Below are 23069 nucleotides of genomic sequence, written 5' to 3'. Positions count from 1 at the left end.
GGTGGATCGGCGTTGCTATCCTCATCCTGCTCGTGCTGCTGCTCGCGGGATGCGGTGGCGCGCCGCGCGGGGTGACGTTCCACCCCGACGAGAATCCGGCGAATCTTTCCGACTGGGGGCTGTTCACGCGCACTGCGGGACGGCTGGCACCGCACGACGGGATGGTCACGTACGAGCTCAACACACCGTTGTTCAGCGACTATGCGCAGAAGTGGCGGACTATCTGGATGCCCAAAGGGGTCCATGCCACATACGATCCGGAAAATTGGTTCGATTTTCCGGTCGGCACGATCATCACCAAGACGTTTTACTATTCGACCCCGGTCGACGCAGCCGCACCGCAAACCAGTGGTGAAGTTCTCAAGGTCACGCCCGCCACCTATCAGACCGGGGTGTCTGGGCTCAACCTCAGCCATGTCCGGCTGATCGAAACGCGGCTGCTGGTGAAGCGCACCAGCGGTTGGGTCGCCTTGCCCTATGTCTGGAACGCCGATGGCAGCGATGCGACGCTCGAGCGTACCGGTGCCGACGTACCGCTGACCCTTGTCGACGGCGCGCGCCCGGATGCGTTCAGCTACACGGTGCCCAACCAGAACCAGTGCGCCGGCTGCCATGCCCAGGATTTCCGCACGCGCGCGATCAACCCGATCGGGCTCAAGGCGCGCCACCTCGACCGGACCTTTGCGGGCGAGGGTGGTGAGATCAACCAGCTCCGCCGGTTGGTGGCGCTGGGCTACCTCACCGGCGTGCCGGGCCAGGTGCCGCCCGGCAATGCAAAGTGGCAGGACGAGAAGGCCGGCACGATCGGGCAAGCCCGCGCCTATCTCGACATCAATTGCAGCCATTGCCACAACCGTGTTGGCGCGGCGCGAACTTCGGGCCTGTGGCTCGATACGAAAACCGTCGACCCGCGGATGCTCGGCACGTGCAAGCCCCCGGTCGCCGCCGGGCGCGGCACGGGGGATCGTCCCTTCGATGTCGTGCCGGGGCAGCCCGATCGCTCGATCCTGACCTACCGGCTCGCCAGTACCGATCCGGGCGAGATGATGCCCGAGCTCGGCCGTGATCTGGCGCATGGCGAAGGAATTGCCCTCATCACGCGCTACATCGCGATGATGAAGGGGGCGTGTAACGCGGTTGACGGGCCCAAGCGCGGTACGGCGCGATGAGCTGGTCGAATTGGTCGGGCAGTGTCCGCAGCACCGCGCCGGTCTTGCGCCCGACCAGCGAGGCGGATCTCGGCAAGGCGATCCGCGCGGCGACAAGCGTCCGCGCGGTCGGGGCGGGACATTCGTTCATGCCGCTGTGCGCTTCCAGCGGCATCATCGTCAGCCTGGAGGATATGGCGGGCGCGATGACCGTCGCGCCCGACCGCCGCACCGCCCGCATCCCGGCGGGATGGAGCATCAAGCGGCTGACCGCTGCGTTGTTCGATCAAGGCCTCGCGCTCGCCAACCAGGGCGACGTCAATCCGCAATCGCTTGCGGGCGCGATGGCGACGGGCACGCACGGCACCGGGCGCGATCTTGGCAGTTTGTCGACCTTCGCGCGCGGTTTCCGGCTCATTGGGGCGGATGGCGAGGCGGTCTGGTGCGATGCCGCGACTAATCCCGATCTGTTCGAAGCGCATCGCCTGTCGCTCGGCATGTTCGGCATCGCGACCGAAATCGTCGTGGACGTGGTGCCGGCCTTTCATCTGTCCGAACGGATCGAGAAGAAGCCGTGGGGGGAAATCCGCGAACGCTATGATGCGCTGGTGACGCAGCAGCGCCACGTCGAATTCTGGTTGTTCCCGCATGCTGACAGCGTGATCCTGAAGACGCTTGAGCTGACCGACCCGTGCGATCCGCCCAAATCGACCAGCGATGTGGACGAGGCCACGTTCCGCCGCGTGCTCAATCTGGGGGCGTGGGTGCCGCCGCTGATCCCGACGCTCCAGCGGCTGATGATGAAGACCAATATGGACGGCCACCGGCGCGGGCCGGCTCACGCGATCTTCCCATCGGATCGCACGATTCCGTTCGAGGAAATGGAATATGAAATGCCCCGCGCGGTCGGGCTGGAGGTGCTGGAGGAGGTGGTCGGCTGGATCCGCCGCAAGCGGTTGCCCGTGTCGTTCCCGTTCGAATTCCGTGTCGTCGCACCCGACGATATCTGGATGAGCCCGATGAACGCTGGCCCGGTCGCGGCGATTTCGATGCATCAATATGCCAGGATGCCGTGGCGTGCGCTGTTCGCCGATGCCGAGGTGATCTTTCGTGGAGGCGGCGGACGGCCGCATTGGGCCAAGCGCCACACGCTCGCGCGCGCGGATGTCGACGCGCTCTACCCGATGGCGGAGCGCTACCGCGCCGTGCGACGCGCCGCCGATCCGTCGGGCAAATTCCTCAACCCCCATTTGGCGGAGCTGTTTTCCTGATGGATGACCTCAAGCTGCATCAGCATCTGATCGGTCAGCAAGGGGCGCGCGCCGCGCTTAACACGCCGGTGCTGGTGCTCGACCGCGATCAGCTCGATGCCAATATCGCGGCGATGCAAGAACTTGCCGCGGCGCACGGCGTCGCGCTCAGACCGCACGGCAAGACGCACAAGAGCGTCGATATCGCGCGACGCCAGATCGCGCGCGGCGCGGTCGGCCTGTGCTGTGCCAAGATCGGCGAGGCGGAGGTGTTCGCGGATGGCGGCATCGACGGGTTGCTGATTACCTCGCCGGTGGCGGCACCAGCGGCGATCGAACGGCTGGCGGCGCTGGCCGGGCGCAGCGCGGGGCTGATGGTGGCGGTCGATGATCCCGGCGGGGTCGCGCGGACTCAGCAAGCGCTGGCCGAAGCAGGCACGACGCTCGACGTGGTGATCGACGTCGATCCCGGCATTCGGCGCACCGGCGTCGCGTCGCCCGAGGCAGCGGTCGCGCTCGCCGAGACGATTGCCGGGTGCGACAACATCACGCTCCGCGGCGTGCAATGTTATTGCGGGATGCAGCAGCATATCGAGGCCTATGCCGCGCGTCGCACCGCGATCGTCGAGCGCACCGCCTATCTGTTGAGCGTCATCGCTGCGCTGACCGATACCGGCTACCCACCCGAAATCGTGACGGGCTCCGGCACCGGTACGCACCGCATCGACCTCGACCTTGGTGTCTTTACCGAGCTTCAGGTCGGGTCCTACGTCTTCATGGACAAGCAATATCTCGATTGCGACTTGATCGGAGACGGTACGACTCCGTTTGCACCGTCGCTCGCCGTCGATGCGCGCGTGGTCAGCGCCAATCACGACGCGCTGGTGACGATCGACGCCGGCTTCAAATCGCTGTCGACCGACGGCGGCGCGGCGCACGTCCGCAGCGGCGCAGCGACGGACGCGATGTTCGTGTTCATGGGCGACGAACACGCCGCGCTGATCGCGCCGGGGATCGGCAAGGCGCTGCGTCCCGGCGATGCGGTAAGCCTGACCGTGCCGCATTGCGACCCGACGGTGAACCTCTACGACCATTACCATGTCGTGCAGGGCGGAACGCTGGTCGAGATCTGGCCGGTCAGCGCGCGCGGGCGCGCACGGTGACGCCCCGCGCCGGTCACGTCGCGGCCATCCTGGTCGTCGGCGTGATCGGCGTGCTGATCGCGGGATTGCAGCCACAACTGCTCGGCGCGCTGGCGCTGGAAGGTCGTCTGTCGGTCGCGGCGCTGGGCGGCCTCGCCACGGTCGAGCTACTCGCGATGGGGATAGCGGCGGCGGCGGCGAGCTTTGTGCTGCCAGCGAACCGGTTGCGCACGATCGCGCTGTGCGCGCTGCTGGCAACCGGGCTGCTGGATCTCGCCACGCCGCCGTGCGGCGGTGGCGGCATTTTCGTCGCCCGCATCGCCGCCGGTGTGGGGGAGGGCGTGCTGATCTGGATCGCGATCGGCTTCATCGTCGGCACCGCTCGGCCGGAGCGCTGGTCGGGACTGTATCTTGCGCTGCAAACGCTCGCGCAATGCGCGCTGGCCAGCTTCATCGGATTGTTTGCGGCGAGCAGCGGTGGCGGGTTCGCCACGCTCGGGGCGGTGACGCTCGCAGGGGTCCTCGCGGTGCGGTGGATGCCCGATGCGCACGCGGCGAGCGCCGGAGACGCTGGCGACACGTTGCCGCACGGGCGCGGGCTGCTCGCGTGGCCGGCGTCCTGCTTTACCTCGCGTTCATCGTTGCGATCTGGGTCTATGTCGAGCCGCTTGCGCGTCAGCGCGGCGTGCTGGCACCGATCATACGTCTCATCGTGCCGCTCTCGCTGGCGATGCAGGTGATCGGCGCTGGCGCTGCGACGGTGCTGGCGGGGCGTCTGCCGCCCCGCGTGACGATCCTATGCGTGGGGCTGCTCAATCTCGGCCTGCTCGCGGTTATGGCGGAAGCACCATCCGGCCTGTTCGTCGTGGCGATCGCCATGTTCGGCTTCCTGTGGCTGTTCGCGCTGCCGTTCCAAGTTTCGCTTGTCATCGCCGCCGATCCGACCCGTCGGGCAGCGGTGTTGATTGGGGGCGCGCAATTGACGGGATCGAGCCTCGGTCCGCTGCTCGCCAGCGCCCTGGTCGCCGACAGCAACGTCGCGTCGGTGCTGCCGTTCGGTACGATTTGCCTCGTTGCCGCGGTGTTGGCCCTGTTGGGCGCGGGCTCGCCGCGCCATGGCGTCGGCGCATGACGACCCCGGCTATCTCCAAGCGCTCCAAGCCCAAGCGGGAACGCGCCCATCTGACCTACGAGCGCTCGACGTCGCGGGCGCGCTACTGGACGAAGTCGGGATCGGCCGCATCTCGACCAACATGATTTGCGCCCGCGCCGAACTGACGCCGCCCGCGCTGTATCGTTATTTCGACGGCAAATATGCGGTGCTGGAGGCACTTGGGCGGCGTCTGATGGCACGCAAGAACATCGTGCTCGAACACTGGGTCGCGCGCCATGTCGAGCACGGCGTGGACGCGTTGCGCGACGGGATCGAGGAATTGCAGCGCGAAACCGCGGCGGTGACGCAGTCCGAGCCGGGCGCAGTCTGGATCCTCCGCGCGCTGCATGCCACGCCGCAGCTGGTCCATGTCCGCCTCGAATCGCACCGTTACGTCACCGATCAACTCGTCGCGGCCTATGCACGGCACCTGCCGCACGTAGATCGAGCCGATTTATGGCAACGCCTCCGTCTGGCGGAGGAGGTTGGTTTTGCTGTCGATGAAATGTTGCAGGAAGAGGATCACATCGCCCCCGAACGCGCGTTCAAGCACGTCGCGGCTTTGCTTCGGATGGATCTCAGTTATTGAGCCTACGCAAAACGCGCAAGCGACGCAAGAAACGGGCGTGAGCGAACGGTTGCATGCAGTGCGGTGTAACCTTACGGATGGAGATATTTAAACAAATTGGCCACGCCGTTTCGTAAATAAGATTGGTCCAAGAACTGCGGGATCGCTGTCAAGCAAAGATGCCACCGCTTCTTGGGACTAAGTTTAATTGACCGGAAAGGTTCCGGTGAGTACATTAGAACAATTGGTAGCATTAATTAACCACCGGGTAGATGCCGACTAGGCAGCGGCAGGAACTGTTTGAAGGAAGTTTCGGAAATTGTCGCTTGGCGGGCGGGACCAGAGGCAAGCTTCGTAACGAGGGCGATGCATACGATCGATGGTGCGTTCGGCAATTGAAGCGTATGACGACAGTGGTGCCGGTTAAGCCAGTCGTACAATTTCTCGCGCTGCTGCCTCGAGCGAGAACGGTCAAGGGTGTTCACGAGCATCGATGATCAGCTCATCCGAGCGTAAGCTCGGTTTGAGAGAGCTGTCGGGCCAGTTGCAAAAGGCCGAAATTGTGTCAACGCGATGTTACAGCCGAAACTGACGATGAGCCGAAAACACGTTCTACAGGGGGCAAACTACAGGGGTCAAATTGGGTCCCCGCATGCAAACGCTAAACGGCAAAGCTGTCCTTACGAGCGGCGTTGTCGTCTATGGCGCCCGTGCCGAGCTTAACAACTGTTGCCACGACGTCCGCCGCAGGGGTGGGCTCCCCCCACGATAGATCGTGACGCTCTGTATTAGCTTTCCGAGCGTAGTTGGGAGGTGGCTCGGTTGCTCTGTTCCCGAAATTCATCCCCTGTCAGGAGTGGCAGCGGGGCTCGTTCGAGCGCGTCGTTTGAGCGCGACAGGCCGGCAAGCGGATGATCCGTACGATCGGCCCACCGACGCTCCCGGGGTGAGGCGTGAAGACCGCGACCAGATGCCCTCCCGCTGCGATGCGGCGATAGTTGGCAATCTCGGTCGGAAAACGCGCGCTTTCGGCAACATAGCGGTCGTAATTGGCAAAAATCAAATAGTCAGCGCGACAACTTGCCGTGCGGTCCGCTTCTATGTCAGCAAAATCGACGATAGGTCGTGACGAATGCCACGAGCCGACGGTGGAGACGGTTATCTGCCGCGTCACAAAGGTGCGTGGGTCGAAACATCCGCGATTGCCGCCCGGATACAGGAAGCGCCATGGCGCGGACAACGCGTCAAAGGCTAGATATTCGATCGCGACGGTGTTGCCCGGTGGAATATGCTGCATGGCCCAGGCCGTGGCGAGACGACGCGTGTCGACGGCGCGTTCGACCGCCTGGGCGTTGGCAACACGCAATGGCGGTACGGCGACAAGGAGCGTGATCGCGATTGCGGCCGGAAGCTTGAACAGCGGAAAATGCTTTCGGACCTTATCAACAAAAGAAACCGTGGCGTAGGCGAGTGCGATCGTCAGCAGCGGAAGGAGCGGCACCACCCAACGCTCCCAAATCAGGTTCTGGACGGTGATCGAGACGAAGAATACGCCGATCGTGCTTCCGACGACGTAGCCGAAGATCGGCTGGCGCCGCGCGCCCGCGACGAGCCCGGCCGCAGCGAGCGCCAAGCCGCCAATTCCTAGCGCATTGGTCAGCGGATTGCCCAGATACCAGCCCATATTTGCCAGGAGTCCGTTGCCGGTCGCACCGACATGAACCGCTCGACCTTCACCCTGCAGGTTCGAAATCACGGTCGCGTAGTCCAGAACCAGGTAAGGTGACACGATCACGCAACTTGCGACGGCCATGAGCGCACAGCAGCCGAGCCTGCGCAGCGCCAAGCGGTATTCGCTCGGATAGAGCCGGATCCGAAGCAGCGCTGCGCCCACGACACCCGCCGCCACCGTTCCCGCGGGCCATTTGGTGGCACAGGCGATCCCGACCCACATGCCCGCAATAAGATAGGCGCGCAGCGACCCGCGCTCGACGATCCGCATCGCTGCAAGCAAGGCCAACAGGATGAAGATGGTCGACTGCATATCGGTGCGGATGATCTGCGAATAACGGATGTGGATCGGATCGATCGCCAGCAGCGCCGCAGTCAGCAGGGCGACCCGCGTATCGAACAACCGTCGGGCTAGTTGATACGCCAGAAGAATAACGGTCAGGCCGCTGATCAGTATGACGACACGGCCAGGGAGAAAAGCAACCGCGGGATCGTGAAAAAGTGCCTTAGCGAAGGCATTCGTGTCGGGAAAACGCCCGGTCAATGTTCCGACCAGTACGATGCCGGCCTCGACCAGTGCGAGCGAGTAGATCGTGGTCGTACCCGGGTGGCCGAACCACCCGGGGTTTAACGTATGCTCCTTGAGCAGCTTCAGGGCGATCAGCACGAAGATCGGCTCGTCCGGATCAAGCAACGCCGGAAGACCAAAATCCAGTCCGCGCAGACGCATAGCGAAGGCAGTTGCCATAATAGCTACAAGCACCAAGATACGCCATGGTCGCACTGACCCTATTATTGATTGAATCATCATCTTCATTACAGGCGATTGGCAGTAGCATTAGCCTTTGTCTATTTATAGAAGCGCCTCCTGCGACACCGCGGGGGGAACAATATGACGACGGCAGTAATCTTGGCGGGCGGACTCGGCAGCAGGCTGGGCGAAGAAACCGCCGTCCGGCCAAAGCCGATGGTCGAGATCGGCGGAATGCCAATCCTTTGGCACATCATGAAGATCTACACTGCCGGCGGGATCACCGACTTCGTTATCTGCCTTGGTTACAAGGGATATCTCATCAAGGAGTTCTTCGCGAACTACTTCCTCCACACCTCCGACGTGACGGTCGACATGTCCAAGAACTCGCTGGAGGTTCACTGTTCCCGGAGCGAACCGTGGCGCGTCACGCTGGTCGATACGGGCCCGACGACGATGACGGGGGGCCGGCTCGCGGCGGTGCGGTCGCATCTGAAGGACGATGAGCCCTTCTGCTTTACCTATGGCGATGGCGTGAGCGACATCGACATCGCCGGGCTGGTCGCCTTCCACAACAGCCACGGACGCCGTGCCACCGTCACCGCGGTCAGCCCGCCAGGACGTTTCGGCGCGATCGACTTCGACGGCGACCGTGTCGCAGGCTTCAAGGAGAAGCCGGCTGGCGACGGCGGGCGAGTCAACGGCGGCTTCTTCGTCGCCGACCCGAGCGTGCTCGATCTCGTTTCCTCGTCCGAGACGGTGTGGGAGGCAGAACCGCTCGAGACGCTCGCCACCGCCGGCGACCTCATGGCCTATCGCCATGACGGCTTCTGGCAGCCAATGGATACCTTGCGCGACAAAATCTATCTCGAGGATCTGTGGAGCCGCGACGAGGCTCCGTGGAAGGTCTGGTGAGCAGCGCAGGCGCGGCGACCAGCTGGCAGGGAAGGCGTGTCCTCGTCACCGGCCATACCGGCTTCAAGGGCGGTTGGTTGACGCTCTGGCTGCACCAGCTCGGGGCCGAGGTTGCTGGCCTGTCGCTGGCGCCGGCGACCGATCCCAGCCTGTTCGAGGCGGCGCGGATCGGCGATCTGGTCGATCACCACATTGCCGATATTCGCGACTTGGCGGCGGTCGAGCGCGTGATCGACCAGGTCCGGCCGGAAGTGATCTTCCATCTCGCGGCGCAGCCACTGGTTCGGCTGTCCTACGCGCAGCCGGTCGAGACCTTCGCCACCAACGTGCTCGGCACGGTGCATGTGATGGATGCGGCGCGGCGGATTGGTGGGGTGGCGGCGTTGGTCTGCATCACCACCGACAAATGCTATGAGAATCGCGAGTGGATCTGGCCCTATCGCGAAAGCGATCCGATGGGTGGGCATGATCCTTACAGCAGCAGCAAGGGATGCGCCGAGCTGGCGATCGCGGCCTATCGCCGGTCGTACCATCTGACGGGCGCGGCGGGCGAGGACCCGATGGCGCTGGCATCGGTGCGGGCCGGCAATGTGATCGGCGGTGGCGACTGGTCGCTCGATCGGCTGGTGCCCGATCTGGTGCGGGCGTTCGAACAGGGCTTGGCGCCCGAGATCCGCGCGCCCTTGTCGGTGCGGCCATGGCAGCATGTGCTCGAGGCACTGAGCGGCTATCTGCTCCTCGCCGAGCGGATGCTGGCGCGTGCGCCGGGCTTTGCCGATGCGTGGAATTTCGGCCCGGCGGATGAGGACGCGCGCCCGGTCGGTTGGATCGTCGAGACGATGCGCGCCGCCTGGGGTGGTGATGCCGCGGAGTCGGTGCCCTTCTCGGGCGCGGTGCCGCACGAGGCCGGGTTGCTCAAGCTCGACACGTCGAAGGCGCGGGCGCTGCTCGGCTGGCGGCCGGTGCTACGGCTCGAGGAAGCACTGGAGTGGATCGTGACCTGGCACAAGCAGGTCGGCGCGGGCGGTGACGTACGGGCGGCGACGCTCGACCAGATCGCTGCTTATCGGGCGCGGGTCGAGCGGTAACGGTGCGGGCGCGGTGTCCGCACGTCAGCGCAAACGCGATTGCGGCAACGCGCTCGCATCCGGATCGTACCCGCTCCAGTGCAGCTGGAGCGGGACGGGCGGCTCCCGTTCACCATGAGCAAGCAACGCTCCATCCTGCGCCATCGGATCGACCGCTGCACCGCGCTGCCGCACCTCGAAATGTAGATGCGCGCCGGTCGAGCGGCCGGTGGAGCCGACATTCCCGATGACGGCCCCCTGCTCGACCGCGCCGGGGGTGACGGTGATCGACCGCAGATGCGCATAGCGCGTCTCGTTGCCGTCGCCGTGATCGATCCGAACCATGTTGCCATACCCACGGCTCCATCCGGCAAAGGTGACCGTGCCGCTGCCGGCAGCATGGACGGGCGTTCCGGCAGGGTTCGGGATGTCGATGCCCCTATGCGCGCGCAGGTCGCCGTGCAGCGGGTCGCGGCGGAGGCCGAAGCGCGAGGACAGGTGCGTTACGGTGACGGGCAGTTCGAGTCGCTCCTGGAACGATGCTGCCGCCGGATGCGACCAGCGCAGCATCGTCGTATCGAAATCAGCACCGCCCGATGGCAGCGCGCCCCCCTGGGGTGGCGCAGTCCCATCAGGCCGGGGGAGGCTCGGCTCGGCCTTTGCTACCGTCGCCCCAGCGAGGGGCGGCACCGACGAAACCCCGAGGGCGGTGATCACGGCGATCAGGGATGACATCATGCGCCGCCCGTATCACGCTTGCCGGGAAACGGTAAGGGACCGTAACGATTCCTGTCACCCCGGGGAGCCGCGATCGCCACGCCAATCCGCAACGGAACCCCCGCCGCCGCAAGACCGATCGCAATCGATCATATGCCCGCCAGACCCAAGCGCCACGTCGTTCGAAAGCCGCGGGACTGGGCGGTCGCTGCGGCGGTACCGGCAACCGCAACCATCGCTGCGCCAGCAAGATCGCAACACGTTGGTACCAGTCAATTTTATTACGTACCAAGTTTAGACCTTGAATTTTGAGAGTTGATCAGTCAACTGGCGGAGCGTGTGAGAACAGCTAATGGATTGTACTGCCAGCAGCGAAATAATGAAAATCGGCAGGGAGTAATATTTCCGTGAACTCTTTAGAACGTAAGATGCTGGATGTGCTCAAGAAAGGTCGCGACAGCTATGGTGTTGTAGCCGTAAAGGCTGAATTCGAGGCCGAAGGTACACGTCCGGACGAGTTTCACCGTCTGCTCGAAATCGCACAGCGTGCCGATGTAAAGGTCGCACTCAAGATCGGCGGTTGCGAAGCAGTCAGCGATCTTCTGTCAACCAAGGTTTATGGCATCGACCATGTGATCGCGCCCATGGTGGAAACCCGCTACGCGCTATCCAAGTATATCGAAGCAAAGGACAAGGTACACGGTCCCGAGAACCAGCGGACCCAGTTCCTGTTCAATCTCGAAACCCAGACGACGCTCCAGAATCTCGACGAGATGGTCGAGCTCGCCAAGGGCAATGTCGACGGAGTCGTCTTCGGACGCGTCGATTTCACGCTCTCGCGCGGCATGCCGCGCGGTGCGGTCAACGAGCGTTCGATTACCGAAGCAGTGCTCCTCGTCGCGCATGCATGCCGCGATGCCGATCTCGAGCTGGTCGTTGGCGGTTCGGTATCGGCCGAGGCGATCGACGCCTTGCGTGAGGTTCGCAAGGTGCGTCTCGACCGGTTCGAGACGCGCAAGATCATCTTCGAGGGCCCCGCGATCGAGACCGACAAGATCGTTGCCGGGATCGCCAATGCAGTCGATTTTGAGCTGATGTGGCTCCAGAATAAGCGCGATTACTACATGCAGATCGCCAAAGAGGACGAGCCGCGGATTGAAATGATGCAGAAACGCCAGCGCGCTTCGCAGCTCGAGACCGTCTGAGGGCGTTGTTCACAGCCGACGAGGGTAAATAGTAGTCCCAATCGTCACTTGAGGCGGCTCTGCGCCGGTCGGCAACGCGGCGTAGCGCGTCTCATGAGCGGGTGACCGTAGCGCGCTTGGAGATTTTGGGCGCTTGGTGGAATCCAATATCAGCGTCGCCGCGCATCCACCTTGCGGCGGGTGGGGGGGGGCGCGTGACTAGCGAGGATTGTGGACCGGGCGCGGCGTCGGTCCGAAACTTAATCCGGCACTCGATAACGCCAATCGCGCTAGTAAGGCATGCGTCGAGTACGATTATCTTCGCGCAGAGAGAACAACGGATCAACTGGGGACAGCGAACCACCGTAATTCGCGAATGCAGAGCCTTGGTTATTTAAAGACTGTGGAGGTTCAGATGAGCAATTTAATCGTATTCGGCGCAGGCAGTGCGGCAAAGGACTTTCTCAGTTCCGTTCCAGAAGAGCATGCTATAATTGCTATTGCCGATAACGACGTATCCAAGCAAGGATCGTTCATAGACGGTCATGAGGTTATCAGTCTCCAGGCCATTGCCCAACGCAGCTTCGACTTCGTGGTGATAGCCGGTCGCGCTGTCGATGCTATTCGGGAGAACCTCATCTTCAATGGCATTCCCGATACCAAGATTGTTGCATACTATCCCAGCTATAGCAAAAAACTGCATGAAGTGGCCAACCGGGACGTATCACTGCTGAACACGAAGTTGGGATTAGGCATCCCTCCCGTAGGGCTAGCGACGATGTATCTCGATGTTGAGCCTGCTGTTGAACCTGTAGGCGAATCACCGAGGGATTTTGTCAGGGACCAGGCTTTCCGCCTTGCGGCACGCCGAGTTGTTGAACTGAATGTTCCTGGCGCTGTTGCCGAGCTTGGTGTTTATCAGGGTGACCAGGCGAAGCTTATCAATGCGCTGTTTCCAGACCGTCCACTGTACCTCTTCGATACGTTTACGGGCTTTTCAGAGAACGACCTATCCTCGGAAACGAGCAACAAATTCTCATCAGCCTCCTTGGGTGACTTTTCGAACACGAGCGTGGAAACCGTGCTCGAAAAGATGCCGTTTCGGGACTGTGTACGGATCTGCCAAGGATATTTCCCAGAATCTGCGATAAACATCGAGCAGAACTTTGCCTTTGTAAGCATTGATGTGGATTTGTACGAGCCGATGTTGGCTGGACTATTCTGGTTCTACGATCGTCTTAATCAGGGAGGGTACATTTTCGTCCATGATTACAACAACCGTCGCTATCGCGGTGTCCGAAAGGCCGTCGAAGAGTTTACGACATCTCGAAAGGCATGTTGTGTACCACTTCCCGACTTTGCCGGGTCGATAGTTATTACCAAATAGCCAATTGCCATTCACATCGATGTGCGGCTGAGTGTGCGGGCGGACGTAGCAGTAGAATTAGTGGCAGGGCCTGATGATCCCACAATCCGCGGTCGACGTAAGCAAAACCCCAGTGCCCAGCGCGGCATTGGGTTAAAGCTCGGTAATATGATCACGCTCGCGCACGTCTGACCAACGTTATCTCCAGCGCGCTGACGATCCCGCTTGCGATCGAAGCGTTTTGGGCAAGGTTGGCTGGCCGAGTAGAACTTCTGCGCCGAGATCCCACAAAGCAGGCGTCGCAGCCGCCAAGATCCCCGTTCCGTCATCGCCCACGCAATAAGGCGTCCCGTCCCAGCGTGCGACATGGCCCCCAGCCTCCATCAGGAACAACGCGCCCGGAATATGATCCCATGGCAGCGTTCGCTGAAACATCGCCAGATCATTCTGGCCCAGACAGATCCGCGGATAGTGCTCGGCCGCGCACCGCGGGATCGGGACCACCTCAAACGCGCGCTCCGCCCGGGCGTGAACCGCGGCGCGCCCTTCCTCGGTCATGAATTGCGACGCGATAGATACGATCGGAAATTCTGCATTGCTGGGCTTCGCCGTGATCGCCACATCATTGATGAACGCGCCCCCGCCACGACTCGCGTGGCACATCCGGTTGGTTACCGGATCGAACAGCCAGCCTGCTTGAGCCACCCCATCTTCGACTAGCGCAATCATGATGCCAAAGGGCTGCCGACCAGCCGCAAAGTTCGCGGTGCCGTCGATCGGATCAATGATCCAGCACCGTCCACGATCGAGATCGGCTTGCAGCGTGGGGTCTGCCGAACAGGCTTCTTCGCCCACGATCCGCGCATCACCGTCGATGACGTTCAGCCCTTCGGATAGCCGAATTTCGGCTTCGCGATCAGCTATGGTTACGATCTCACCCGGTGACTTTTCCACGATTTCATCGGCGCGTAGATTGAGAAACCGTGGCAAGACGATTTCCGCGGCTACTTGCCGGAGCAAGGCACTTACTAAATTGTGGTGGTGATGCACAATAACTCCATGATGAGTTTGATCCAGACCAGGCCGCCGAACGTCCTTGCTCTTTCGCGATCAGGTCGCAATCACTTTCACGACTGGAACAGCCGAGCCTTCAACCTTGTCATGAGTCCGGAACGACCGAAGGCGGCTCTTGCGCGCCGAAGGTGACGCGGTTGTGCCAGAACCAGCTGAGTACCGCGAGCGTGACGGCGAAGCCGAGTTGCGCGATGATCGGTGGCAGATGCGCGACCTCGACCAGCAACGGCAGCGCCGCCCAGTTCACCGCATAGTTCGCCAGATAGAAAGCGAGGAAGCGGACCAGCTCGCGGCCGGTCCGCCCTTGCGTCTGGAAAACCAGCAGCTTGTAGGTCATAAAGGCGAACAGCGTCGCGACCACTTGCGCGATCAGCAGCGCGACCATGTAGTGGATCCGCAGCCACGGCACCGACCATAGCAACACTGGATAAAACGTCAGCCCGAGCGCGGTGTTAAGTCCCCCAACCATGAGAAACCGTAACGGCTTCCCACCGCGGGCGACGAGGGACGACGCGGCGTCCACGATGCGTTGCATGGCGGCCCTTACTCCTCGATCAGCGCGATGCGCATATTCTCGCGCAGCACCGCACGGTCGAGGAACGGCGACAGATCCTCGAGCGCCGGCGAGGTGATGCGGCCATCGGGATGCTGTTTCGCACCAAGCTTCGGCGCGAAGGCCACGTTCTCGTCGATCAGCACTTCGCAGATCGACGGACCGTCCGCCGCGAGCGTCTCGCGGATCGCGTCTTCCAGATCGTCGTGGCGGCTGGCGCGCGCATAGTTGAAGCCGAACGCAGTCGCGAGCTTGCTGAAGTCGGGGAAGGTGACGTTGCTCTTGGGCCCGCCGCCGACTTCGACGCCGTTGAAGAAGTTGCGGTGCGTCTGGAAGATCGAGACATAGCCGTTGTTGTTAAGCAGGAACACCTTCACCGGCAGGCCGTAGCCCGCGATCGTCTGCATCTCCTGCAGGTTCATCATGATGCTGCCGTCCCCTGCAATGCAGATCACGCGCTTGTGGCGTCCAGTTGCGGCAGCCACGCCGATCGCGGCCGGCAGCTCGTAGCCCATCGTCGCGCAGCCCGAATTGGTCCACAGCCGCTGGCCCTTCTTGAGGTCCGCGGTCTGGAAGCTGACCACGCACGCGCTGCCGTTGCCCGTGACGACGATATCGTCCTCCGCGAGCTGCGCGAACAGCTTCTGCATCGTCACATAGGGGTGGCACACCTTGCTATTCTCATATTCGGGCAGCACCACCGGGAAGCGGCGGCCGCGCTCCTTGCCCCATTCGAGCCACTCGCGCTGCTCGACCGTGGGGCCCGCATAGGGCTGGTCGAGCAGCGCGGGGATGAGGTCCTTCAAGTCCGCGACGACGGGCATGTCGGGCCTGACGTTGGGCTTCTGCAGCTCGATCGGGTCGATATCGACCCAGATCTTGTACGCCTCGCGCGCGAAGCTCGCCCAATTGTAGCTGACCTGGCGGATGTTGAGCCGGCTGCCGAGCACGATCAGCAAGTCGGCGCTCTGCGTCACCATGTTGCCCGGGCGATCGCCGATCGTGCCGGGACGACCGCAATACAGCGGATGGTCGTTCCAGATCACGTCGTGCGCGTTCCAGCCGGTCACGACCGGCACGCCGAGCTTCTCGACCAGCGTGATGAAGTCGGCATGCGCCCCCGACAGGCGGACGCCGCCGCCGGCGAACACCACCGGTCGCTTGGCGCTGGCCAGCCGATCAAGGATCGCGGCGGCCGCGGCGGTGAGGTCGGTCCTGGTCCAGGGTTCGTCCAGTTCGGCGGGGTCGAAGCCGGGGAGGAGGTCGTCGGGGTCGATCTGCGCCGCCTGGACGTCGAGCGGGATGTCGAGCCATACCGGGCCGGGGCGTCCGGTCGTTGCGAGATGGATCGCCTTTTCGAGATGATAGCGGATCGAGCGCGGGTCGGTGACCATCGTCACATATTTGGTGATCGGCGTGACGATCGGCTCGATGTCGAGCTCTTGGTCGCCATATTGGCGCAGCGGCAAACCGGTGTGGCGGACCGTCGTCTCGATCTTCACCTGGCCCGAGATGACGAGCATCCCGACCGAATCGACGAACGCGCCGTAGACGCCCGTGATCGTGTTCGTGCCGCCCGGGCCCGAGGTGACGTTGACCACCGCCAGCCGGTTGGTGAGCCGGTAATAAGCTTCGCCCGCCATCGCCAGCGCCTGTTCGTGATGGCAGAAGGTCGTGGTGAGATCGGGATGCGTGCCGATCGAATGGTTGAGGTGCATCGCCCCACCGCCGGTCAGCATGAACACGTCGCGCACCCCGTGCGCCACGAGTTGCTCGGCAAGCCAGTTCGACAGCTTCATCTTGGTCATCTCGTCCACCCGTTCCAGGCCGCCGTTCGGCGAATTGCTTCATCAAGTCCGATTGTTGCCGCGACACCAAGTTCGCGCTGGATCAGCGCGGTCGAGGGGACGTAGCGGCCGGGGTTCCACCCGGGATCCGGCTTGCCCAGCACTTCATGCCCCGCATCCCCCAGCAGCGCCGCCGTGCGCGCCGCCAGCTCGGCGATCGAAACCGCTTCTTCCGAGCCGACATTGTACGTCGCCCCGGGTTCGGCGCGCAGCAGCATTGCCCACAGCCAGGTCGTGAGATCGGCCGCGTAGAGATACGATCGCACCGCCGTTCCCGCGCCCTCGACGCGCACGGTTCGTCCCGCCATCGCGTCGCGGATGAAATTGCCCGCGGCGAAATGGATGTCGAGGCCCAGCAAAGGCCCGAGCAGCGCAAAGATCCGAGCAACGATCGTGTCGAGCCCGTGGCTCTTGCGGTAGATCGCGCAGAGTAGTTCGGCGGCGCGCTTGGCTTCGGCATAGGTGTTGCGCGCATCGCGCGGATCGGGGCCGCCCAGCCAGTCCTCGCCGACATGGGTCATCGCAGCGGGCTGCGCGCCGTAGACCGCACCCGAACTCAGGAAGAAGAACCGCTCCGCCCCCGCCGCGACCGCAAAATCGAGTGCGCGCCGCGTTCCGTCGACGACCGTGTCGAACATCTGCATCGGCCGGTTGATGTTGACGTCCGCGCTCGCCTCGGTCGCGGCGTGGAGGACATGCGTGTAGCGCTGACCGTCGGGTTCGAGCGTCAGGATATCGCCGGCGACGAAACGGAAGCCGGGATGGCTGGTAAGGTGCGGCGCCTTGGTGGCGAAGGCGGCTGGGTTGCGCGTCAGCACCGTGACATCGACGCCGACGCCGTAGCGCAGATCCGCCGCGCGCAACGCCTCGAGCATCCAGCGGCCGATGAAACCGGTGCCGCCGGTGATGTAGAGCTGCTTGCCGCGGAGTTGCGACCAATCGTCCGCCAGGGCGGAGCCGATCGCGGCGAGGTCGTCGTCGAGCGCCCAGGTCATGCGGGCACCGGCATCGGAGCGACGGCGAGGGTCGGGCGTTGTTCGCGATGCGCGCGGGCGATCAGCAACAGACTGTCGAGCGCAAGCCCCCAGAACAGGATGACGAGGAACCCCGGACGAAGGAACATGCCGGCCGCCATGCCGACAGGCGTCGTAACCGGCTGACTGCCAAGCCAGGACGTGTTGTACAGGATCGCAAAATTACCGAGGCCATAGTCGTAGGAGACACACAACAGATACCCCATGGTGATGGCAATCATGGGACCAGCGCGCTCCCAGCGTTCCAGGAACAGCAGGAACACCACGAAGGATTCTGTATACCCGCCGGGATTCTGGTTCATCAGGTAGATCGTGAGAACCAGCAGCGCGACGCGCGACGTGGGTAACGCGCGCGGTTGAAGCCAGGCGCCGGCAAACACCAGCAGCGCCAGCGCCTGACTCATATGCAGGACGACCGGTATCCAGAAAACCAGCTGTTCCAGGAATTTCGACCCTACGAAGTCGCGGGTCGGAAATTTGTAACTGTCGAGATCCAGGGCGGGCGCGTAGCTGGTGGAGTAGAAGAGGAACTCGTAGACATAACCGCTGACGTACTGCGCCCAGTTCACGGTATTGGCGTATAATTGCATCGGCGTGCCGTCGCCAAACGCGGCAAACGTGACGAGATAGACGAACAGGGTGAGTAAGCCGGCCAACTCCAGCACGCGCCACTGTCGCTTCAACGCCCAAGCCATGGTCGGGACAACGAGGTACGGCTTGAAGTTGATCGTCACCGCCGCTGCCAAGGCCCGGATCACCGGCGACCGTACGATGTTGCCGTGGGCGAGCGTAAAGAACACGAAGCACGGCAAGATCAGATTGCCGCGTTCCAGGGTGAACAACCAGGGAAGGCCGAAAATGAAACACACGCTACGGAACGGCGCGGTGCGCGCGTCCGCACGCCAGAAGGCAAGAGCCGCGAGCGCCGAGCCGAGCACGTACCAGCAGAGAATTGCCGTCACGCCGACCCAATCGCAATCGCGCCCCACAAAACTGCTGGCGTCATAGCAACCCGGCATGCCGAAAATTCGCAGGAATACGAAAGAAAGCGGCGGGTAGACCGTGCGCCAATTATCGAACGCGCCAGGATTGTGCGCCCAGAACGCGGTGTTGAACCAGTCCATAAAGGTGTCGTTAGTATCGAAGATGAAGGGCGGCGGCAGAAACCCGTCATAGGTGAAGCGAACGGCCAGGTGCACCAATCCGGCGACCACGAGCAGGGTGAGGCCCATTTCAGGAATGCGGCGGCGCGATTCGCCCGGAGTGCGCTCGATCCTCATAGCGTGTCTGTCGTGATTGGCTTGACGAAGGTACGCGACGACGGTCGCTCCCGCCCGGGCGGGAAGCCCAAACGCTCGTCCTCGATCACCATCGGCACGTTGCGCGTCCGCTCGGCAATCGCGCGGACCTGTTCGCCGATCAGGCCGAGGATCAGCAGCAGGACGCTGAACATGCCGGTCTGAACGCCGAGCAGCAGCAGCAGGCCGGTAACGCCGCCCCCCAGGAGCGCAGAGATTGGGGTCGCAAGCAGCAATAGCGCAGCGAGCGCTCCGACATAGACCGACAAAATCAACGGCGCGCGGAGCAGCGCCTTCGACGAACCCGCCAGCCCGGACACCGCAAAATCAAATAGCGTGCGCCAGTTGTTCTTGGTGACACCCGCGGCCCGTTCGGGTCGATCGAACGGGATCACCGCCAGACGGAAGCCGCTTTCCACCACCATGCCACGAAAGAAGGGCTCCGGCTCGTTCCAAGATGCCAGCGTATCGACGCAGGCGCGGCTGAAGAGACCGAACCCGGTCGCGCCCGGGATGACCGGATAGTCGGCGAAACGGCCGAGCAAGGTATAACCCAGGCTCCGGCTGAGCCGCGTTCCAAACGACGCGCGCTCGCTGCGGCGCTGGCCGAGCACGACCTCGGCACCGGCGCGCCACTGCGCGATCAAGGGGCCGATCAAGGCCGGCGGATCCTGGAAATCGGCGCACATCGCGATCACGGCGGATCCCTCCGCCTGATAGATGGCGTAGGTAGGCGACCGCATCTGCCCGTAATTGCGGTTGTTGAAGATGACGCGCGTGGTCGGGTCCGCAGCGACGATCTCGCGCATCATCGGGCGCGTGCGATCGGTCGACGCATTGTCGATGAAGAGGATTTCGTAACTGCGGGCGTGCGTCTCCAGCTCGGCTTTCACCGCGGCGTGGATCTGCCGAACATTTTCCTCTTCGTTATAACAGGGGATGACGACGGAGATTTCCGGCCGTTCACTTGCGCGTGTCATCATCGCTCCTGCCGAGCACATCGTTCCATCGCAGCCCGGTCGCGGGCACATACAGTTCGGTGAACAGCGCCAGCAGGACCAGCGTCACCAGCAGGCCGACCGCCGGGATGTTGTAATGCCGTTCCGCGTCGAGGTTGGCTGGCTCGATCACCTGGATATAGGTCGCGCTCTCGGCCACGATATTCTCGACCGCCGACTGCTCGGAAGCGCGCGCGTACACGTCGTACAGCCCCTGCGCGAAACGGTAGTCGCGGTACAGGTTGAGATACCGGCTCTGCAGTTGCGACAGACCCGACACGTTCGGGCCGCCCGCGTCCAGGCTTGGCTTGTTCGTCGCGGACAGTTGGCCCTGCAGGGCAGCAAGTTGCGTCCGCGCGGTCTGCAACTGGACATTTTCGGGCCCGGCGACTTGTGCTAGACTTTGCACCTCGACCTGCTTGGCCTGGATCTGCGCTTGCAGGTTCGCCGTCCGCATGATCTCGCTGCCAAGCTGCTGCTCGGGTGCGGCAAGGCGGTTTGCGCGGCGGAATGCGTCGAGCGTGCGCTCGGACTGGGCTACCCGTTCCGACGCATCCTTGAAACGATCGCGGACGATCTGCGCCTTGCGCTTCATGGTTTCGCGACCGAGTGCGGCAATGCGGCTGCTGATCGCGTTCTGATAGGCTGTCGTGAGCTGCAGCGCCTCTTCCGGGTCGCGCGTGCGGGCCTGGATCTCGACCACACCGCCCAGCAGCAAGTGCACGTCGACCTTGTTGCCGAGCGCGATGCGCGCGGCGGATTCACTCGCATAGCGGCGATCCGGTCCGACCAGGTTCAACGCCTTCACAACGTCGGTGGTCACGGGGGCGCTACGCCCGATGACGAGATACAGGTCATTCGGCGGACGTCCGCCGCTCAGGAGGCTGGCGAAGCTCGACAATTGTCCCCCCAACGAATTGAGGATCTGGCCAAGGCCTGCGCTGCTCGAATCCTGCGGGAGCAACTTCGCGCGGGCTACCCACGGGCGCGGGACGACGCACAGGATCGCCAGTACAAGCGCCAGCGCAAGATAGGCCAGGCGACGATTGCGCGCGCGCTGCACCCAAAGTGTGGCGTTATGCACGCGCGTCACTGCGACATCGCCATGATCGGAGCGATGAAGCGACAGCACCTGTCGCACTGAGCGCCACGAAGCGACAAAGGCGATCTCATTTCGCTAGCAACGCGAGCGGCGCCAGGCCGACGAGACCCGAGGTAAGGGCGCTCAATTTACGCCAGAATTCGCCACGCGCCGGGTTGATCGGGACGTAGATCAGGTCGCCGGGCAGGACGCGCTGGTTCAGAACCTTGCCGCCTCCTTTATGGTGCCCGGACCCGACCGAAGATCCGTTCGCGTGAATCACAAAGATATGACCGCGGTCACCGAACTTCTGCACGCCGCCCGCCTGCGCAACATAGTCGCCGACGGTGGAACCATTGCGGAACTGGAAGGATGCTGGGCTGGCGACGGACCCGAACACACCGACCGCCACCGGTCGCGCAGGAATGTACACTGCATCGTTGTTCTGCAGCACCAACCCAGCAGGCAGCGTCGTCGTTTCCGGATCGACATCGAGCACCAGCCGTCCGTCCGGCCGCTGCGTGCCGAGTTGATGGATGAGCGCCCTCAGCTGGCTGGTTCGGTCGAGCTCGCTGTTGGTGGCCAGGGCCGAGGTGAGCGGGGTTGCCGACAGCAGGAATTCGACATCCTGCATGACGCGATCGTAGCTCTGCCGCTGTTGTTGTCGCAGCGCCTCGCGCTTGAACTCGGCGGCGAAGGCGTAGGCATTCGGCGTCAAGCCACCCGCCTGCGCGATCGCTGCCGACAAGGGTGTGCCGGCGGGGACGAAGTAGCGGCCAGGCCGAGCGACCTCACCGCCCAGCGTCACCAAGACGTTCTGAGTGGCGACCGGGCGCGCGATCCCGAGATCGGACAGGACGCGGAGGATCAGCGCGCGGCTGGCGATCTGCGAATTTGCTTCGGTCGGCGTGAGTTGCCGCCACGCGGCCTTCAGATCAAGCGGATCGAGCGCGAGCAGTCGCCCGGTGTCTCCCACCGTATTGACCCCGCCTGCATACAACAGCACGGTGGTCAGCGTATCGCTTGGCCGCGCCTCGAAAATCGCTTCGTTATTGACGCTGCCGATCGCGGCGACCTGCGCGCCGACCGGCGCGATGTAGATGACGTCGCCATTCTGCAGCACCGCATCCGCCGATTTGTCGCCCTTCAGCAGAAAATCATACAGGTCGAAGTCCGAGATCAGTCGCCCGTTACGGCGCAGCTGGATCGAGCGAAAACTGCCGCCGGCCGATGGTCCCCCCGCAGCGAGCACGGCATTGACCAGCGTCGAGAGGCTGCTGATCGTGTACGACCCCGGCGTCGTTGAAAAGCCCGTCACGTATACCGTAATGCCGTGGAGCCGCTCGATCGACACCGACAGGCGGAAGTTGCGATAGACGCGCGACACTTGCGCCGAAATGGCCGATTGCAGATCCCCGTAGCGAAGACCGCCGACCCGCACAGCGCCGACGCGCGGAATGAAGATGCGGCCTTCGGAATCGACCGTGACCGGCAGATTATCCGCCTCGGCCGAGCCGGTCAGGCCGATCACCAAGCGATCACCCGCGTTGATCTTGTAATCCTCGGGAACGGTGGTGTTGGGCGGTGCTGTGAAATCGCGCGCGCTCGGGACCAGCAGATTTGCGCCGAAGCGGCGGATCGGCTTGTCGGCGACTTCCGAGGCGAAGGTCTCGAACTCGTTTGGCACAGCAAGGCGCGCGTTCGTCCGATTGCGCGTCTCGCTAGCGCTCTGCTCGGCATCGCCCTCATCGGAGGTGCGTTGGCCGCTCACGCGGATTTCGTCGGAACGATATCTGGAGTCTTCCGGTCGATACGGACGCTGGCTTTGCAGCGTTTGCGTCTGGATTGTCGCCGCGCTCGCGGCGCTGTCCGACGCTGTGCCCGTCTGGTTGGTCGCAGATACGCCGAGACTCTGCGCGCCGACCGGTGCGAGCGGTATCGCTGCCGCGGCAAGCAATGCCTGCCAACGCCACGCGGTCGCTACCCGCTCCTTACTTATTGCCACTGAATTTCTCTTGTTATTGGTACGAATGATCGAGAACCCGGTCACATGGGAACCGCCCATGTGTCAACATTGAAAGCATAAACGAATTGTTGTCTTTCGAATGATGGGAAGAGACCGATTGTTGTCATGACCGTGACCGAAGATTACAATGATTTAATCGTTATGTACGGGATAACTCCTGGCGTAG

20 protein-coding genes are annotated in these 23069 nt (G+C 63.1%); 10 read left to right on the top strand and 10 right to left on the bottom strand.

The window, feature by feature from the left end:
- Positions 1-32: 32 nt before the first annotated feature.
- The 6 genes from AC3WJR_RS08660 to AC3WJR_RS08635 are packed head-to-tail and all read left to right on the top strand — an operon-like array spanning position 33 to position 5282.
- Positions 33-1169 carry an SO2930 family diheme c-type cytochrome gene (locus tag AC3WJR_RS08660; RefSeq protein WP_492724003.1) on the top strand — a complete coding sequence of 379 codons (1137 nt, stop codon included), beginning with the start codon at positions 33-35 and terminating at the stop codon, positions 1167-1169.
- On the top strand, positions 1166-2419 hold the full coding sequence (locus AC3WJR_RS08655; protein ID WP_492724000.1) for a D-arabinono-1,4-lactone oxidase: 1254 nt from the start codon (positions 1166-1168) through the stop codon (positions 2417-2419). Before AC3WJR_RS08660 ends, AC3WJR_RS08655 begins: the two co-directional genes overlap by 4 nt.
- On the top strand, positions 2419-3561 hold the full coding sequence (locus tag AC3WJR_RS08650) for a DSD1 family PLP-dependent enzyme (RefSeq protein ID WP_492723998.1): 1143 nt from the start codon (positions 2419-2421) through the stop codon (positions 3559-3561). The genes AC3WJR_RS08655 and AC3WJR_RS08650 overlap by 1 nt, the downstream gene beginning before the upstream one ends.
- Positions 3558-4280, top strand: a complete 723-nt coding sequence (locus tag AC3WJR_RS08645; RefSeq protein ID WP_492723996.1) for a hypothetical protein — start codon at positions 3558-3560, stop codon at positions 4278-4280. The genes AC3WJR_RS08650 and AC3WJR_RS08645 overlap by 4 nt, the downstream gene beginning before the upstream one ends.
- Complete coding sequence (locus tag AC3WJR_RS08640) at positions 4253-4672, top strand: hypothetical protein (RefSeq protein WP_492723994.1); 420 nt, start codon at positions 4253-4255, stop codon at positions 4670-4672. The genes AC3WJR_RS08645 and AC3WJR_RS08640 overlap by 28 nt, the downstream gene beginning before the upstream one ends.
- A complete protein-coding gene (locus AC3WJR_RS08635; RefSeq protein ID WP_492723992.1) occupies positions 4656-5282 on the top strand; it encodes a TetR/AcrR family transcriptional regulator in 627 nt (208 codons plus the stop codon). The genes AC3WJR_RS08640 and AC3WJR_RS08635 overlap by 17 nt, the downstream gene beginning before the upstream one ends.
- 829 nt (positions 5283-6111) lie before the next feature.
- On the opposite strand, the gene AC3WJR_RS08630 is transcribed toward AC3WJR_RS08635, so the two are convergent.
- Positions 6112-7740, bottom strand: a complete 1629-nt coding sequence (locus AC3WJR_RS08630) for an ArnT family glycosyltransferase (RefSeq protein ID WP_492723990.1) — start codon at positions 7738-7740, stop codon at positions 6112-6114.
- A gap of 144 nt (positions 7741-7884) precedes the next feature.
- On the opposite strand from AC3WJR_RS08630, the gene rfbF reads away from it, so the two are divergent.
- Entirely contained in the window at positions 7885-8658 is a 774-nt protein-coding gene (gene rfbF / locus AC3WJR_RS08625; RefSeq protein WP_492723988.1) for a glucose-1-phosphate cytidylyltransferase, read from the top strand.
- Positions 8655-9746, top strand: coding sequence for a CDP-glucose 4,6-dehydratase (gene rfbG, locus AC3WJR_RS08620; protein WP_492723986.1), 1092 nt, complete (start codon positions 8655-8657; stop codon positions 9744-9746). The genes rfbF and rfbG overlap by 4 nt, the downstream gene beginning before the upstream one ends.
- A 24-nt stretch (positions 9747-9770) precedes the next feature.
- Here the strand turns inward: rfbG and AC3WJR_RS08615 are convergent, their stop codons facing one another.
- Positions 9771-10463: a M23 family metallopeptidase gene (locus AC3WJR_RS08615; protein WP_492723984.1), complete on the bottom strand. Its 693-nt coding sequence runs from the start codon at positions 10461-10463 to the stop codon at positions 9771-9773.
- Positions 10464-10870: 407 nt separating this feature from the next.
- Between AC3WJR_RS08615 and AC3WJR_RS08610 the strand changes: the two genes are divergently transcribed.
- Together AC3WJR_RS08610 and AC3WJR_RS08605 are read left to right on the top strand one after the other, a co-directional pair.
- Complete coding sequence (locus tag AC3WJR_RS08610; RefSeq protein ID WP_492723982.1) at positions 10871-11647, top strand: aldolase/citrate lyase family protein; 777 nt, start codon at positions 10871-10873, stop codon at positions 11645-11647.
- 394 nt (positions 11648-12041) lie between these two features.
- Entirely contained in the window at positions 12042-13013 is a 972-nt protein-coding gene (locus tag AC3WJR_RS08605) for a TylF/MycF/NovP-related O-methyltransferase (protein WP_492723980.1), read from the top strand.
- 177 nt (positions 13014-13190) lie between these two features.
- Here the strand turns inward: AC3WJR_RS08605 and AC3WJR_RS08600 are convergent, their stop codons facing one another.
- The 8 genes from AC3WJR_RS08600 to AC3WJR_RS08565 form a co-directional block, all read right to left on the bottom strand.
- Complete coding sequence (locus AC3WJR_RS08600) at positions 13191-14042, bottom strand: inositol monophosphatase family protein (protein ID WP_492723978.1); 852 nt, start codon at positions 14040-14042, stop codon at positions 13191-13193.
- 109 nt (positions 14043-14151) lie between these two features.
- Positions 14152-14535, bottom strand: a complete 384-nt coding sequence (locus AC3WJR_RS08595; protein WP_492723976.1) for a GtrA family protein — start codon at positions 14533-14535, stop codon at positions 14152-14154.
- A gap of 74 nt (positions 14536-14609) precedes the next feature.
- Positions 14610-16427 carry a thiamine pyrophosphate-binding protein gene (locus tag AC3WJR_RS08590; RefSeq protein WP_492723974.1) on the bottom strand — a complete coding sequence of 606 codons (1818 nt, stop codon included), beginning with the start codon at positions 16425-16427 and terminating at the stop codon, positions 14610-14612.
- Entirely contained in the window at positions 16424-17461 is a 1038-nt protein-coding gene (locus AC3WJR_RS08585) for an NAD-dependent epimerase/dehydratase family protein (RefSeq protein WP_492723972.1), read from the bottom strand. Before AC3WJR_RS08585 ends, AC3WJR_RS08590 begins: the two co-directional genes overlap by 4 nt.
- Positions 17458-18780, bottom strand: a complete 1323-nt coding sequence (locus AC3WJR_RS08580; protein ID WP_492723970.1) for a hypothetical protein — start codon at positions 18778-18780, stop codon at positions 17458-17460. The genes AC3WJR_RS08585 and AC3WJR_RS08580 overlap by 4 nt, the downstream gene beginning before the upstream one ends.
- A complete protein-coding gene (locus AC3WJR_RS08575; RefSeq protein WP_492723968.1) occupies positions 18777-19778 on the bottom strand; it encodes a glycosyltransferase family 2 protein in 1002 nt (333 codons plus the stop codon). The genes AC3WJR_RS08580 and AC3WJR_RS08575 overlap by 4 nt, the downstream gene beginning before the upstream one ends.
- Positions 19762-20889 carry a capsule biosynthesis protein gene (locus tag AC3WJR_RS08570; protein WP_492723966.1) on the bottom strand — a complete coding sequence of 376 codons (1128 nt, stop codon included), beginning with the start codon at positions 20887-20889 and terminating at the stop codon, positions 19762-19764. The genes AC3WJR_RS08575 and AC3WJR_RS08570 overlap by 17 nt, the downstream gene beginning before the upstream one ends.
- 76 nt (positions 20890-20965) lie before the next feature.
- The gene (locus AC3WJR_RS08565) at positions 20966-22882 is read right to left on the bottom strand and encodes a polysaccharide biosynthesis/export family protein (protein ID WP_492723964.1); all 1917 of its coding nucleotides are present in this window, start codon (positions 22880-22882) and stop codon (positions 20966-20968) included.
- Between the last annotated feature and the right edge of the window lie 187 nt (positions 22883-23069).

It is taken from the genome of Sphingomonas sp. FW306-05-A, from assembly GCF_058782275.1.
Note: the sequence above shows the minus strand (reverse complement) of the source record. Positions and strands in the feature narration are given on the sequence as shown.